General features: G+C 44.1%; 16 protein-coding genes. 13 read left to right on the top strand and 3 right to left on the bottom strand.

The window, feature by feature from the left end; all coding sequences use genetic code 11:
• The first annotated feature begins 155 nt into the window (after window positions 1–155).
• The 5 genes from V1498_RS13230 (at window position 156) to V1498_RS13210 (ending at window position 4,555) form a co-directional block, all read left to right on the top strand.
• The gene (locus tag V1498_RS13230; RefSeq protein WP_409294188.1) at window positions 156–1,154 is read left to right on the top strand and encodes a Gfo/Idh/MocA family protein; all 999 of its coding nucleotides are present in this window, start codon (window positions 156–158) and stop codon (window positions 1,152–1,154) included.
• A 155-nt stretch (window positions 1,155–1,309) separates the two neighbouring features.
• Window positions 1,310–1,783, top strand: a complete 474-nt coding sequence (locus V1498_RS13225; RefSeq protein ID WP_409294187.1) for a DUF948 domain-containing protein — start codon at window positions 1,310–1,312, stop codon at window positions 1,781–1,783.
• A gap of 150 nt (window positions 1,784–1,933) precedes the next feature.
• A complete protein-coding gene (locus V1498_RS13220) occupies window positions 1,934–2,428 on the top strand; it encodes a hypothetical protein (protein WP_409294186.1) in 495 nt (164 codons plus the stop codon).
• A 105-nt stretch (window positions 2,429–2,533) separates the two neighbouring features.
• On the top strand, window positions 2,534–3,985 hold the full coding sequence (locus tag V1498_RS13215; protein WP_409294185.1) for an NAD-dependent malic enzyme: 1,452 nt from the start codon (window positions 2,534–2,536) through the stop codon (window positions 3,983–3,985).
• Window positions 3,986–4,105: 120 nt separating this feature from the next.
• Window positions 4,106–4,555: a hypothetical protein gene (locus tag V1498_RS13210; protein WP_409294184.1), complete on the top strand. Its 450-nt coding sequence runs from the start codon at window positions 4,106–4,108 to the stop codon at window positions 4,553–4,555.
• 95 nt (window positions 4,556–4,650) lie between these two features.
• On the opposite strand, the gene V1498_RS13205 is transcribed toward V1498_RS13210, so the two are convergent.
• The gene (locus V1498_RS13205) at window positions 4,651–5,007 is read right to left on the bottom strand and encodes a hypothetical protein (protein ID WP_409294183.1); all 357 of its coding nucleotides are present in this window, start codon (window positions 5,005–5,007) and stop codon (window positions 4,651–4,653) included.
• Between the two features lie 339 nt (window positions 5,008–5,346).
• Here V1498_RS13205 and V1498_RS13200 point away from each other — a divergent pair, with 339 nt between their 5' ends.
• From V1498_RS13200 to V1498_RS13190, 3 genes are all read left to right on the top strand, one after another.
• Complete coding sequence (locus tag V1498_RS13200) at window positions 5,347–6,207, top strand: glycerophosphodiester phosphodiesterase (protein ID WP_409294182.1); 861 nt, start codon at window positions 5,347–5,349, stop codon at window positions 6,205–6,207.
• Between the two features lie 370 nt (window positions 6,208–6,577).
• Window positions 6,578–7,099 (top strand): AAA family ATPase, encoded by a 522-nt coding sequence (locus tag V1498_RS13195; protein WP_409294181.1) that lies wholly within the window; start codon window positions 6,578–6,580, stop codon window positions 7,097–7,099.
• A gap of 224 nt (window positions 7,100–7,323) precedes the next feature.
• Window positions 7,324–7,452, top strand: a complete 129-nt coding sequence (locus tag V1498_RS13190) for a glycerophosphodiester phosphodiesterase family protein (protein WP_409294180.1) — start codon at window positions 7,324–7,326, stop codon at window positions 7,450–7,452.
• Between the two features lie 37 nt (window positions 7,453–7,489).
• Here the strand turns inward: V1498_RS13190 and V1498_RS13185 are convergent, their stop codons facing one another.
• The gene (locus V1498_RS13185; protein ID WP_409294179.1) at window positions 7,490–8,020 is read right to left on the bottom strand and encodes a dihydrofolate reductase family protein; all 531 of its coding nucleotides are present in this window, start codon (window positions 8,018–8,020) and stop codon (window positions 7,490–7,492) included.
• A 121-nt stretch (window positions 8,021–8,141) separates the two neighbouring features.
• On the bottom strand, window positions 8,142–9,635 hold the full coding sequence (locus V1498_RS13180; protein ID WP_409294178.1) for a peptide MFS transporter: 1,494 nt from the start codon (window positions 9,633–9,635) through the stop codon (window positions 8,142–8,144).
• Between the two features lie 404 nt (window positions 9,636–10,039).
• Between V1498_RS13180 and V1498_RS13175 the strand changes: the two genes are divergently transcribed.
• From V1498_RS13175 to V1498_RS13155, 5 genes are all read left to right on the top strand, one after another.
• Window positions 10,040–10,870 (top strand): alpha/beta fold hydrolase, encoded by an 831-nt coding sequence (locus V1498_RS13175; RefSeq protein ID WP_409294177.1) that lies wholly within the window; start codon window positions 10,040–10,042, stop codon window positions 10,868–10,870.
• 229 nt (window positions 10,871–11,099) lie between these two features.
• On the top strand, window positions 11,100–12,452 hold the full coding sequence (locus tag V1498_RS13170) for a cytochrome P450 (RefSeq protein WP_409294176.1): 1,353 nt from the start codon (window positions 11,100–11,102) through the stop codon (window positions 12,450–12,452).
• 19 nt (window positions 12,453–12,471) lie between these two features.
• The gene (locus V1498_RS13165; protein ID WP_409294175.1) at window positions 12,472–13,005 is read left to right on the top strand and encodes a hypothetical protein; all 534 of its coding nucleotides are present in this window, start codon (window positions 12,472–12,474) and stop codon (window positions 13,003–13,005) included.
• A 40-nt stretch (window positions 13,006–13,045) separates the two neighbouring features.
• Window positions 13,046–13,459: a hypothetical protein gene (locus V1498_RS13160; protein WP_409294174.1), complete on the top strand. Its 414-nt coding sequence runs from the start codon at window positions 13,046–13,048 to the stop codon at window positions 13,457–13,459.
• A 3-nt stretch (window positions 13,460–13,462) separates the two neighbouring features.
• Complete coding sequence (locus tag V1498_RS13155) at window positions 13,463–14,509, top strand: alpha/beta fold hydrolase (protein WP_409294173.1); 1,047 nt, start codon at window positions 13,463–13,465, stop codon at window positions 14,507–14,509.
• The last annotated feature ends 127 nt before the right edge of the window (window positions 14,510–14,636 follow it).

The following is a 14,636-nucleotide window of genomic DNA, read 5'->3' as shown; positions in this document are numbered from 1 at the left end:
TTCACAGTATTGTAAACTATCATATTATATTGCCAGCCAGACTACAATTCACGGGCTGCCGGATTGGCAGAAATGAAACTGCCTTATGGCTACGCTCCATTGCTTCCATTTAGGTATACTTGAAGAGAGACAAATACGAATGAGAAGGTGAGCCTATGATCAGAACAGCATTACTCAGCCGCTGGCATGTGCATGCCGATGAATATGCAGAAGCAGCGATGAAGTCCCATCTGATTGCAGTTGAAAAAGTATGGGATGAAAATCCGGAGCGGGGCAGGGAGTGGGCGGATTCCCTGGGTGTGACGTATGAAGAAAACCTGGAGAAAGTACTTGCTGATCCGGAGATTGATGCTGTGATTGTAGCATCTCCGACCAATATGCATACAAGGATCATGCTTGCTGCTGCCTCCCATAAAAAACATATTTTCACAGAAAAGGTACTGGCTCTATCTGCCAGAGATGCCCAGGAGGTTCTCCAGTCGATGGAAGAACATGATGTTAGACTTGTTATTTCCCTGCCACGGCTCGTGGAAGGATACTACTTATATGCCCAGAAAGCGCTTGATGACGGACTTCTTGGGAAATTGACGGCCATTCGCTGCCGCATGGCCCATAATGGGGCAGTGAGTGAGGGGGATGGCGGCGGCTGGCTTCCTGCCCACTTCTTTGACAGAGAAGAGTGCGGCGGAGGAGCATTCATCGACCTTGGAGCACATCCCATTTATCTTGCCAACCGAATCTGCGGTCCGCTTTCGGCTGTAACAGCGGTATTCCAGGAACATGGCCATGGGGTTGATGTGAACTCAGCAGCAATCGTGGAGTACGAATCAGGAGTCCTCGCCATCCTGGAAACAGGCTTTGTTTCGTACGGAAGTCCATTCCAGCTGGAGCTTTATGGCACCGAGGGGACGATCATGATTGAAGATAAAGCGGTAAAAATAAAAAGCAAGATGCTGGGTGAGGATTGGCTTACTCCTGAAGATATCCCTTCTTCCCTAGAGATGCCAATCGATCAATGGGCTGCCTCCATAGCAGAAGGAAAAGAGCCGTCCATTACCGGTGAAGATGCTTATCGCCTGAGCCTTTTAAACGAGCTTGCGTCCATTTCAGCGAGAGAAGGAAGGCGGGTCACGGCACAGGAGCTGCCTGAATAAATGGAGATCATGGTGCCATCCTCCGGGAAGTCACCATTCATATTGGCGCATTTTGACCGGCAAGGAAAAGCCGGCATACATATAAAAACTTAGTGGAGCCGTTTATATGAGGGGCAAACGGGTATTATCTAAACTATAAAACAAGGAGGTGCAGCATGAAAATCATTTTGTATTTGAGTGTCGCTGTAATTGCAGTTGCATTTGTACTTTTAGTAGTCTACTTAACGAAAACGCTTAAAGCCCTGGAAAAAACGATGTATACCGTATCTGAAACAATCACAAGACTTGAAAATCAGCTTCAGGGAGTAACAGCCGAAACGGCTCAGCTGTTACATAAAACGAATTCCCTTGCTGAAAACATTCAGGAGAAGTCAGAAAATCTTGATACCGTCTTTGTGAACGTAAAGAAAGTCGGCAATTCGCTGCAGGGCTTCAACTCTTCGCTTCAAAATGTTTCAACTAAGGCACAGACCAGAATTGATGGCAGCCAGGACCGTATTGCCGATATCATCAAGTGGACCAATGTCGCCAAGGAACTGCTTGAAAGATGGAAAGAAAGCAAGGCAGCCAAAAACTCTGCCAGAATTGAGATGGCATCAACAAACGAGTCTTACAGAAGGAACCTGTAAGGCAGCCAAATGACGGAAGGGACACTCCCTTCCGTTTTCTTTTGTCTTTTATTTTATTAGAATGATAGAAAGTTTTATAATATAGTCAGGCAGAGGAGCGAAAGCCAGATGGCCCCTTCAGCCCGGGAGGACAAGAGGGGAGGAACAATTATGGCCGGTATTGCATCCTTAAGGATAGACGGAGAGGAAATCATGGTCTTCAATGCTTCCATTTACATATTCAAGTCCTCGGGCGGCTATAGCCTCGAGCTGGAGTGCGTGGTAGGCGAGATCACGGCGACAAAATATGAAAAAGTGGAAAATATGATTGTCGAGATTGAACTGACGAACGGCAGCTATCTTAATACCATCATGCATAAAGGGAATGGAAAGGGCCGGCTTCCCCGCCTGCATATTTATTGTGAGCTGGATGATCCTGATGAATATAAGGGAATCCCTGTCATCGACGAGAATGAGGCGGATTTTCCCGATATCGATGAAGGGCTGTCGCTTGCCGAAATCAGGGAGTATGAAATGCCGATGGTTAAAGTGAAGCTTGCCGCAGTTCTTCCCATAAATCAGGCAGAATGGCTCGGAAAGCTTAAAAAGAAAGAACTTGAAGCTTTCCTAACGGAAGCCGTTTCTCAGGGAATGAAAAACGGGTAACGCCTTTTTTTGCAATCGCTTTCTCTTTTCTTTGAAATTAGGAAGCATTTCTTACTATAATAGAGTAGAATGAACAATAAAATAGAGGCAAGGAGTTAAAAAAATATGACCGCTACTAGAGGAGCAAACCTTAATGTAATTCTCCGCCTGGAAATTGATAAAGAAAAGGCAAACTTCGGGACCATCGCGACCCTGATCAACGGACTGAAAGGCGACATCATTGCAATTGATGTGATCAGTGAGGGAAAAACCCAGACAGTCCGCGACTTTACCGTAACTGTTTTCGATCAGGAACACAGCGATCTTGTGGTAAGGGAAGTTACGAATATAAAGGGAGTCAAGCTTATCCATGTTTCGGACAGGACCTTCCTTGTCCATCTTGGCGGCAAGATTGAAACAAAGCTGAAAACGCCGATCAAAAACCGTGATGACCTTTCCCGGGTATATACGCCTGGAGTGGCTCGGGTATGTACGGCCATACATAAAGATCAATCATTAGCAAACACGCTGACAATCAAAAGGAATACGATTGCTGTGGTTTCTGATGGCTCTGCGGTGCTCGGCCTCGGAAATATCGGTCCGAAAGCGGCGATGCCGGTTATGGAAGGAAAAGCCATGCTGTTCAAGCAGCTGGCAAATATCGACGCTTTCCCGATCTGCCTGAACACACAGGACCCGGAGGAAATCATCCAGGTGGTCAAAGCGCTTGAACCGGCTTTTGGTGGAATCAATCTGGAGGATATCGCTTCTCCGAATTGTTTTGAGATTGAAAGAAGGCTGAGCGAGGAGCTGGACATCCCGGTATTTCATGATGACCAGCACGGGACCGCTGTTGTAATCCTTGCAGGTCTATTCAATGCACTGAAGGTTGTGGGCAAAAAGATAGAAGATTGCAAGATTGTTGTGTGTGGAATAGGGGCAGCTGGCATCGCGTGCACCAAAATGATCCTGAGCGCCGGGGCGAAAAATGTCATCGGAGTCGATAAAAAGGGTGCCATTGTCAGAACAGAGGAATATGAAAACCAGGAATGGAACTGGTATGCACAAAACACCAATCCGAATCAGGAACAAGGACCGCTCTCAGAAGTAATCGGCGGCGCAGATATTTTCATCGGCGTTTCCGGACCTGGCGTTCTTAAAGTCGAGGACGTGAAAAAGATGGGCAAGGATCCGATCGTTTTTGCCATGGCGAATCCGACTCCGGAAATCCTGCCTGAGGTGGCAAAGCCGTATGTCAGCGTCATAGCGACTGGCCGCTCGGATTATCCGAACCAGATCAACAATGTACTTTGCTTCCCGGGCATCTTCAGGGGTGCACTGGACTGCCGCGCATCCTCGATCAATGAGGATATGAAGCTTGCGGCCGCAAAAGCCATCGCTGACTCTATCAATGAAAGTGAATTGAATGCCGATTATATCATCCCGAGTGTATTCAATGAGAAAGTCGTGGAATCCGTGCGGAAGGCAGTCATCGACGCGGCTAATGAATCCGGCATTGCCCGTAAAGAATACAGCAGAAGCATTAAAGAAGATCCGAATACAAATATCTTCTTATAAGATAGATAAAAAGACAGAGACCAGGTCATTATGATCTGGTCTTTTTCTCACATTCGTTATATGGGATTTTATGTTAATATGTAGAAGTGTGGAAAGCTTTATGATGAAAGGAATGAAATTATGGCCTATTTTCGCAGGGGTGAATTTCTCATTCTGCTGCTCTTCCTGATCCTGCTTGCTGCAGGGGGACAGACCATATATAGTGCATTTGGAAACAAGGCTGAAGATGTACCGGATTTTACTGTTCAACAGAGGGAGGAAAGTGATGGAGTGGTCCAAGTCCACTATGTTATAGAGGGTTCTGGATCAGCGGATGCCAAGAAAATGGCAGCCGCATCATTCAAAAGATTGTCAGATACATATAATGCCATCGCCTTAAAGATAACAGACAGGAAAGATGAGGAATGGTACGGCGTTTACATGGAAAATGAGAATGCCGTCCGCGGCTTACATACATCCATGAATCGGGAAATGGCAGAAATTCATCAGCAATTAAAGCAATTTCATAATGGATTGGAAAAACATACATACCCAGTTATCGAATTTTCAAAAGAGCCTATTCTTGAATAATTTGGTGAATATACAGGCATTGCACTTAAAAACTGCACGCATTTTCGAATTAATCGAAATGCCTGCAGTGGGAGAGTGTCCACTAAGCTTTTTCATTAATCGGTAGTCACTTCATAGTGACTGACAAGGCCATCCTTGTTGAAATAAAGCACTAACCAGGCGTCGTCTATGCTGAAGAAGCCAAATAACCCAGGTTCTGGTCCTAAATTGTATCTTATTCCCTTTCCCTCTGCTGCGGAGTCACTATCTGATCCTAATAATCTTGTAACACGCTCCCTGGGCATTCCAATTAGATCATGAGTGGATAATAAATCGTCAACGATATCCATTCTTTCTGAAGGTTCATGATTCCATTTTTCCTGTGTAAACTCATGCTTTTTTACAGACCAAATGAAAATACCTCCAATCAGTATAATGATCGATAATAAGAGAATCAAAATTTTCCTTTTCATAAGAGTGAATCCCCCAGCATATATTTAATTCCTTTTTTGATCATTTTACCCTTCTTGTATTATTTTGTGTGAAATTTGCAGAAAAAATAGTAGATATCCAAATATTGAGGGACTATTTGCATACCCGATATCATGAGGTTCGATGCAATTTAGTAAAATATTACCAAGGATAAACATAGACCAAACTAGAAGTAAGAAAGGAGTAGATAAAATACGGAAAGATGTAAACGCTTTCTTAACATATTTTTACCTAAATATGCAACTATCTTAATGTAATCGAAAAGGAAGCTTTATATTTTTTATCTATGCTAGAAAGGAAGATAAATAGAGATGGGAGAGATGAAATTGAAAAGAAAATGGATGTCTGCAGTCGGCGCACTGGTAATGGGGATAAGTCTGGCCTCTGGTCCGCTCGCGGCAGCAGCAAAAGAGAAATACCCGGATATCGTCAATGTTTCGCATAGGGGTGCATCAGGCTACGCTCCGGAGCATACCATCACTTCTTATAAAATGGGAGATCAGCTTCATGGAGATTATATTGAAATCGACCTCCAGATGACCAAGGATGGACAGCTGATCGCCATGCATGATGAGACGCTGGACCGTACCACCAATGGCACTGGGCTCGTCAGGGATTATACACTTTCCGAAATTAAAGAACTGGATGCAGGCAGCTGGTTCAATGAAAAGTACCCGCAATATGCAAATCCCGACTATGCGGGACTGAAGGTGCCGACCCTTGAAGAAGTGTTCAGGGAGTTTGGGAAAAACAAAAGCTACTATATTGAAACCAAATCTCCAGAAGTCTATCCAGGAATGGAGAAGGAGCTGCTCCGCCTTGTCGACGAGTACAGAATTGACAAAGAAAAGCTGCTGGTCCAGTCCTTCAGTCCGCAAAGTTTGCAAATCATGCACAGCCTGGATCCGTCTATAAGGCTTATACAGCTCTTGTCCTATAAGAGTACGGCTGTTATCACCGATGCAGAAATTGCTGTAATCAAATCATATGCAGAAGGTGTCGGTCCCAACTATACCTATCTGACAGAGGACTATGTACAGAAGGTGGTAAACAGCGGTCTCGGAATCCATCCGTATACAGTCAATGACAAGGCAATCATGCAGAAGCTGATTGACTGGGGTGTAACCGGCATGTTCACCAATTTCCCGGATTTGCTCCACGAAGTGAAAAAGGGCAAGTAATATAGACAAGGAAGCTCAGGCTATTGGTCTGGGCTTCTTTGTCTTTTATCTAAAAATAAACTCTGATTAACAAGTTACCTTGGTATTTGTCATTCTGCCGTGTTCCATATATGGTGCAGTTTAATTGCAATTATGCTTAATATCCAAATTTTGTGCTTTAATTAAACTGGATTGTGGCATTTTTTGTTTTTTTACTCATTAAATATATGTTCAGGATAGTTGAATAAAAGCAAAGTGCTTATGAGTTAAATAGTAATTAAATGGAGGGAGTGGAATGAACGGGGATTAGAAAAGCGACTGTTTACATAAATATTTTAAAGAATTGTGCCAAGGGGTGCTTAGAATATCAGGTTGAATGGAGGGTCTTATCATGGGCATTAGGAATTATCTGATTGGCGGCGTTTCCGGTGCCGGCAAAACTACGGTCTGCAATGAATTGCAGCGGCGCGGCTGCCAAGCCATTCATGGTGACCGTGAATTGGCTTATCAAGGCGATCCGGAAACTGGTATCCCGACGGCTGGATTTAAGCCCGAACATCACATTTGGCATATAGATAAAGTAAAAAATTTTGCCGCCAATCAGGATGAGTCGGTAACATTTTTCTGTGGTGGGACTAGGAATTTTCCCAAATTCATCGATCTCTTCGATGGCGTGTTTGTCCTTGAAGTGGACCTTGAAACCTCTCTTCGGCGTATTGATGAGCGAGTGGCACTGGGCCCTACTGATTGGGGAGGCAGACCTGAGGAACGGGAAATCAGTACGCGCTTGTATGGAACGAAAGAAGGCATTCCCAAAAATGGTTTTATAATCGACGCCACCAAACCGATCGATCACGTCGTTGACGAGATCATACGTCAAACCGAAGAAAATAAACACCTACGACAGAAATAAATTTACGGGGCAGCTCAATACACGGATCACCCGGATACGTTGTATTTCGAATGATGTTAAATTACAAAGAAATACACTAGAACTTATTCATAAATGGGTACTGATTCTAGGGTTGGAATATGTAATTTGGGAGAACAGAAATTGCTGCAATCAAGTCATACGCTGAACGTGTCGGCCCCAACTATACCTCTATACCTCTTTTGACAGAGGACTATGTATAGAAGGTGGTAAACATTGGTCTCGGAATCCATCCGTATTCAGTCAATGACAAGACAACCATGGAGAAGCTGATTGACTGGGGTGTGACCGGCGTGTTCACCAATTTCCCGGATTTGCTTCATGGTGAAAAATAAAGAAAAAAGCCCGGTGATGGGCTTTTTCCTCTTTATGTCAGCGTTTGACTTCATATTGTAACTCCACAAATTGATTGAAAGTCCTGGTGCCTCTTAAGAAAAGGTCCAGATGGTATTCATCCGGTTTGAATAATGGAATTCCATCGCCCAGGATTTTAGGAGCTATAGTCACAATTAATTCATCCACCAGGTTTTCTTTTAGGAAGGTATGTAATAAGTCTCCGCCGCCTACCATCCAAATGCTTTTTCCTTCCTGCTTTTTTAATTTAGCCGTAAAGGCGGAGATATCTTCATTCACGAATGTAACAGCATTAGTATCCGCAATTTCTGACCGTGAAAAGACATAACATTCTTTATTTTGATAGGGGAATTTCCCGTTCTCATGCTCCATGATCCAGTCATAAGTCCTTTTGCCGAGCAGGATGGTGTCCACCTTATCATAAAATTCTGAGTAGCCGTTATCTCCTTCGCCCTCGACATCAAATAACCACTGTAGAGAATCATTTTTTGCTGCGATATATCCATCCAGGCTTTGAGCTATGAACAATACAATTTTTCTGGCGGTCATTATTGTATACTCCTTTTAAGGATTTAGTGTAGGAAATACTCTTCGATTATACCTTGTTTTTTAAAAAAAGAGGCAGTCCAATTCAATGCTGGACTGCCTCTCGTATATGCTCTAAAACTTATTAACGTACGCCTTTCATCAATCCCTGAATTTTAGGGGATAGGGCTAATAGGATGATTCCTAGAACGATGGCTGAAGCGCCGATGATTCCGAAGTACGCCATTTCTGTTGCCGGCGTGTAGAATTTAACAAGCAGGGCATTCAATGCCTGCGCGGCAGCACTGGCAAGGAACCAGAGGCTCATCGTCTGGGCAGAGAATGCTGCAGGAGCAAGTTTGGTTGTCGCTGAAAGACCGACAGGGGACAGGCAGAGCTCACCAAGAACTACAATCAGATAGCTCAGTACGAGCCATAATGGATTAACCAAAGCATCTTCTCCGCCGAAATAAGCAGGAAGCAGGATGACTAGGAATGATAGACCGGCAAAAAGCAGACCCAGTGAGAACTTTTGCGGTATTGTCGGCTGGCGTTTTCCCAGTCTCACCCACAGCCATGCAAATACAGGAGCAAGGGTGATGATAAATAATGGATTCAATGACTGGAACCAAGCCGGGTTGATCGTGATTCCTGCGAACTCAAGCTGTGTGCGTTTATCCGCATAGGCTGCAAGGATGGTTGCGCCCTGCTCCTGGATAGACCAGAACATGACTGCTGCCAGGAATAATGGGATATAAGCAAGCAGACGGGAACGCTCATCAGATGTTGTTTTAGGGCTGCGGTACATAAAGAAGAAGTACATCGCAGGAATGATGAATCCAAGAATAGCAATGATATTGATCAGGCGGGTAATGGTCAGCACGCCTGTCATAGATGTTGCGATGATCAGGGCTGCAAGGATGACAGCGCCGATTCCTATTTTCGTAAATACAGATTTTCTTTCAGATGGATCAAGCGGGTTAGATGGGATTGTACCGGCAAGACCAAGATTCTTCTTTTTTGTAAGTACGAAGACGATAAGGCCAAAAAGCATTCCGATAGCAGCAATTCCGAAACCAAGGTGGAAGCTGTAGTCCATTCCTACAGTACCAACGACTAGAGGTGACAGGAAGGCGCCGGCGTTGATTCCCATATAGAAAATACTGAAGCCAGCATCGCGGCGGTCGTCATTTTCCGCATACATTTCACCAACAACACTTGATACATTCGGTTTTAAAAGTCCAGTACCAAGTACGATGAGGACCATAGAGACGAAGAACATCGTCAGGCTGCCAGGAATGGCAAGGACTAGATGTCCAAACATGATCAGTATTCCGCCGTAGAATACGGCCCTTGAAGTACCGAACAATCTGTCAGCCAGCCAGCCGCCGATGATTCCAGACATGTAAACCAGGGAGCCATATATGGAGACGATTGCAAGGGCTGTCTGTTCGTCAAGTCCGAGGCCGCCCTTAGAAACCGAGTAGTACATATAGTAAACAAGTATGGCTCTCATGCCATAATAGGAGAATCTCTCCCAGAACTCAGTGAAGAATAACGTGAACAAGCCTTTTGGCTGGCCGAAGAATCCACGCTGCGGCACACTATCCACAATTTTCTGTTTATTCATAGATGACATACTTTCTCCTCCTTTTAGTTATTCTATAATAACTTTTTTGTTTAGGGATGTAAATAATATTTTGTAAATTTTAAATACATAATATAAGGTTTTCTGTACTTTTTACTGGAAAATTAATATTTCAAAATAGTTAGTATTTAAAATAAACTAAAAATATTCCAAATAAATACATTATGTAAAATTTTAGGGTGAAGATTTTTCTTTCATTAGATTGTCCAGATTTAATAGAGGGAATACATAGCACAATATATACAAAGCTACTTATAAAAGCGATTGAAAGCCAAGAACCATTCTTAAAAGATTCAACAGCGGGATCAATCATCCTTAACTGACCATGCGGCTTCTTCAGACATACGATGATAGGGAAAGAAATGTTAGAAAATATGAGTGGGGATGATTTCAATTTGATAAAAAAGCAATTGATAACAGAGGGAAGAAAAGTCAGCTATCTGGAAGAGGGGCCGGGGGATGGGGTTCCCGTGCTTTTCCTGCATGGAGTGCCGGAGTCAAGCATGGTCTGGAAAGAAATCCTGCCTGCAGCTGCCTCAGAAGGGTTCCGCGGGATTGCACCGGATCTGCCCGGTTTTGGGGACAGCGCCAGGTTTAAAGAAAAATCGAGCTGGGAACGATACGTTGAATTTGTGTCGGAATTCTTGGCTGCACTTTCGATTGAAAAGATTCATCTCGTCGTCCATGACTGGGGCGGGCTAATTGGACTTGCGTGGGCAGGCAGCCATCCGGACCGGGTACTCAGCATCACGGTCTCGAATACAACCATCTCTAAGGACTATAGCTGGCACAAGCTCGCAAAGCTTTGGAGGACACCTATTGTGGGTGAAGGTGTTATTAAAGGAATGACCGATTGGGAAAAGTTCGCCGAAGGAATGAGAAAGTCTGCGCCGGGAATCAATGATGATACGCTCCAGGATTTCCACAAAGCATTCCGATCATCGGAGGCAGGGAAGGTGGTACTGGAGCTTTATCGGTCGGGGAACAAGGACAAGGTCCGGGAATACGAAGGCATGCTGTCTGGCTTAATGGTCCCGGTCTCCATCATCTGGGGTAAGGATGACCCATATGTACCGGTACAGTTTGCTGAAAAATTAAAAGCAGAATCACTATCCCAGGCAACTGTTCATATCGTCCCCAATATAGGACATTTCATCCAAATAGAATCTCCAGAAGTGTTCAGCGATCTGCTTTTGGACCACTTTCAATCTTTTAAGAAATACTAATTAGACTAGTTTGCTAAGCTGCCATCCGGCGGCCTTTTTTTTGCCTGTAACCAGGGAAATAGAACCCGGGTACCAAGGCTGCCCCCTTGGAAAAGGCGGGAAGAATGGGGAAGCGTTCACGGGAAATGGGGGACCTGTCTCCCTCAAATATCCGCTATAGTACAAGCCATTGTGTTAAATCTACATATGATGTTTTTGAGAATTACTTATCGAAGGGAGTGTTATCTGCATGAGTGACCAAGATGGCCGAAGCTTCCAGGAAGGGCCGAAGGGGAAGCTGTTTACCGGGAATCTAAAGGATTTTCGGGCCGATCCTTTACGATTCTTAAGAGAATTAGCTGGATACGGCGATGCGGTTAAAATCCGGTTTGGTCCAACTGAATCGGTGTGTCTATTGTCAGATCCGGAAATGATCAAACAGGTGCTTGTAACGAAACAGAAATCATTCATTAAAGCGAGAGACATGCGTTCTTTGAAAACGATACTTGGAGAAGGCCTGCTTACTAGCGAGAAGGATCTGCATATGCGGCAGAGAAGGCTGATTCAGCCAGCCTTTAAAAAAACGCATATAGCATCTTATGGCCAGGACATGATTGATGTCACCAAGGAATATATAACCAGATGGCACGATGGTGAAGAACGTGTAATTACGCAGGATATGATGGACATAACGCTTGGTATCATCTCTAAAACCATGTTCAGTGTGGATTTTCAAGACGGGCATAAGGTGCTTGGGAAGCCGCTTGAAACCGCTATGAGAGTTTCATCCAGCAGGATGAGAAGTCTTTTTACCCCGCCTCTGTGGGTGCCGACGAAAACAAACCGCAAGTATAAAAAAGCAATAAAGGAATTAGATGACACACTTTACCGAATCATTGAAGAACGAAGGAAAGATACTCGGAAACATGAGGACATGCTTACCATCCTTTTAGACGCAAAGGATGAGGAGGATGGAACAGGGATGTCAGACAAACAAGTCCGTGATGAGCTGATGACGATCTTCCTGGCGGGCCACGAAACTACGGCAAATGCCCTGTCATGGACCTTTCATCTTCTTTCTCAAAACCCGGAAGCGGAGCAAAAGCTGTTCGAAGAATTGGATAGGGTCCTGGATGGACGCGAACCGGACCCTGGGGATTTTACCAAACTTACTTATGCTCAGAATGTAATCTGGGAATCTATGCGAATATATCCACCCGGATTTATAGTGGGGCGCGAAGCGATTGAGGATGTGGAAATCGGGGGCCTTCAATTCAAAAAAGGCGACAGCATCATGATGAGCCAGTGGGTCCTCCACAACAAGCCCGAATACTTTCCTGAACCAGATGTTTTCCGTCCAGAACGATTTGAAAACAATTTCATCAAGACCATCCCAGCTTATGCCTACTTTCCATTCAGCGGAGGGCCCCGGGTCTGCATCGGCAACCACTTTGCCTTAATGGAAGCCGTCCTCGTCCTTGCTGTTATTGCAAGCAAGTATAGACTGCGGCCTGCCGATGAAACGACCGTAGTACCTTACCCTTCCATTACACTGCGGCCAAAGGGCGGCCTGCGCATGGTCATTGAGAAAAGGGAAAAATAAGCAGGAGGAGGCTGTACCCTTGTCCAGTAAAAAAGGTAATACAAACAATCATAAAAAAGAAAGCCGTTTCTTATCACCTGAAGAAATTCATTCCATAGATTTATGGCTGGAGACGATGTATAAGCATGCCTGGAGCACTTCTTTGAGTAAAGCTGAAGCGGCTAAAGAAATATTAAACCTTCCATATAGAGAGCTGGGCAAAGGGCAAAACAGGATGGTTTTCGATATGGAAAATGGATTCGTGTTGAAAATTCCCCTCTCTGCTCTCGGGGTTGTCTGCAATAGAAGGGAATTCTATCTATTCAAAAGCAGCTGCCCCGAGATAAAAGAATATCTCTGTCCCGTTGCTGAATGGGGAGAGGGGTGGGTTGTAATGGAGAAGGCAGACTGCAGCCGGCAGCACCACACTTCAAGCCTTCGGCAGCTTCTAAGTATGCAGAGTAAATTTTTAAAACATAAGATCCTTCCCATTGATTTAAGGCCGGGAAATGCCGGCATAAATAAGCAGGGAAAAGTAGTCATCTTTGATTATGGATTATTCGTTCCTTTATAAACGAAAAAGCAGAGAAACAAAAAGCAGAGGGGATAACATAATGAGCAAGGAAAGCCAAGAATGGTATCTCGATGCCCTCCGTAGGATGGAAACACAAAAAGAAAATGAGGTAAATCGAAAAATTAAAGATTTTTTGAATCAGCGTGACCTGATACAAAGAGCTCATGAAGAAAACTACTCATTTTCGAAATATGCCAGGGAATTCAAGGAGTCAATGGAAACAATGTCTGCCCTTGGAAACTTCCCTACGAAGAGGGATATCGCAAATATCGCTAAAATGCAGGTGCAAATGGAAGAAAAAATCGATCATATTGAAGATATACTGACCAATTTATCAGAGCGGTTTGAGAAAGAAAGAAAGAGCCGCAAAAAATCAAAGAAGAGGAAAAAAGCCAAGGAAAGCAGGAGTGAAGTAATCACCTTCATTCGCCGGCCAAAAAGGAAAGAGGCCTGATTTATGGAGAAAAAGAGTCTTAAGCCTGAACAGGATTTTATTGCCCGCCTTAAAAAAGCCCGGAGCGCTATTCATTCACCTCTTCCTGAAATGGGAACAACCAAAAGGGAGGCAGTATGGAAGAAAAATAAATCCTCTCTTTGGTATTATGCCCCAAAAAGAAGAAAATACAGCATTCCTGTTTTTATGGTGTATTCATTGATCAATAAGCCGGTCATTCTTGACTTAGGCCCTGGAAACAGCTTGATTGAAGCTTTCATTAATGAAGGCTTTGATGTCTACCTCCTGGATTTCGGCAGTCCTGGTTATGAGGACAGCGATATCGATATTGATGATTATATTCTGGATTATATCCAGCCGGCAGCAAAAAGAGTACTTCGCCACTCTAAAGCCCGAGAACTCACAGTAATAGGTTATTGTCTGGGCGGGACAATTGCCGCCATGTATGCCGCAATTGCGCAAGAACCAATAAAGAACCTGATTCTGATTACACCGCCGCTTAATTTTGACGCTCTTCCGGAGTTTGACGAATGGGTCAGAGCTATGAAAGAAGAGGAAGTCGATTTTACTGAAATTCTGGACTTATTGCATGTTGTCCCTGGCTCCATGGTAAACCGGGGAATATCATTGATGACATCCCCAATCCATTCTTCCATCTACTTATCATTACTCAGCAACATAGATAATCCAGAATATGTTGGAAAATGGAGAAGATTCAATGAGTGGACAATCGATCATGTTCCTTTAACGTCAGCAGCTATGAAACAAATGCTCAACGGGCTGATAAAAGATAATCAGCTGATGTCACGTTGTTTCAATATCAGGGGCAAAAGGACATCATTTAAAAATATTGCTGCGAATCTGCTTGTCATTGCTGGGAAGGGGGATCAGCTTATACCAGAAGACATGATAAAGCCGGCCATGGATTTATTTGCGAGTGCCGATAAAACATACCTGGCTTTAAGCGGAGGGCACACTACACTGAGTAAAACAAATGGGCTGCCTGAATATCTTGATGACTGGCTGCCGCAGAGATCAGGGCCAAGATAGACCGAGAACAACCTTTGAAGAGCAGAACAGCTTTTTAAGGAGGTGATTTAATTGGTAAGAAGAAGAGATAGAATCAGACGTGCTCTTTGCCGCTTATTAAAATGCAAAGAAGCTTAGTAACACCATT

It is taken from the genome of Paraperibacillus marinus, assembly GCF_046237605.1.
Classification (GTDB): domain Bacteria; phylum Bacillota; class Bacilli; order Bacillales; family DSM-1321; genus Paraperibacillus; species Paraperibacillus marinus.
This window is presented reverse-complemented; position numbering and strand designations above follow the sequence as displayed.

Coding starts and splice junctions, on each gene's coding strand:
- V1498_RS13230 (WP_409294188.1), top strand. CDS start 156: ATGATCAGAACAGCATTACTCAGCCGCTGGCATGTGCATGCCGATGAA.
- V1498_RS13225 (WP_409294187.1), top strand. CDS start 1,310: ATGAAAATCATTTTGTATTTGAGTGTCGCTGTAATTGCAGTTGCATTT.
- V1498_RS13220 (WP_409294186.1), top strand. CDS start 1,934: ATGGCCGGTATTGCATCCTTAAGGATAGACGGAGAGGAAATCATGGTC.
- V1498_RS13215 (WP_409294185.1), top strand. CDS start 2,534: ATGACCGCTACTAGAGGAGCAAACCTTAATGTAATTCTCCGCCTGGAA.
- V1498_RS13210 (WP_409294184.1), top strand. CDS start 4,106: ATGGCCTATTTTCGCAGGGGTGAATTTCTCATTCTGCTGCTCTTCCTG.
- V1498_RS13205 (WP_409294183.1), bottom strand. CDS start 5,007: ATGAAAAGGAAAATTTTGATTCTCTTATTATCGATCATTATACTGATT.
- V1498_RS13200 (WP_409294182.1), top strand. CDS start 5,347: ATGAAATTGAAAAGAAAATGGATGTCTGCAGTCGGCGCACTGGTAATG.
- V1498_RS13195 (WP_409294181.1), top strand. CDS start 6,578: ATGGGCATTAGGAATTATCTGATTGGCGGCGTTTCCGGTGCCGGCAAA.
- V1498_RS13185 (WP_409294179.1), bottom strand. CDS start 8,020: ATGACCGCCAGAAAAATTGTATTGTTCATAGCTCAAAGCCTGGATGGA.
- V1498_RS13180 (WP_409294178.1), bottom strand. CDS start 9,635: ATGTCATCTATGAATAAACAGAAAATTGTGGATAGTGTGCCGCAGCGT.
- V1498_RS13170 (WP_409294176.1), top strand. CDS start 11,100: ATGAGTGACCAAGATGGCCGAAGCTTCCAGGAAGGGCCGAAGGGGAAG.
- V1498_RS13160 (WP_409294174.1), top strand. CDS start 13,046: ATGAGCAAGGAAAGCCAAGAATGGTATCTCGATGCCCTCCGTAGGATG.
- V1498_RS13155 (WP_409294173.1), top strand. CDS start 13,463: ATGGAGAAAAAGAGTCTTAAGCCTGAACAGGATTTTATTGCCCGCCTT.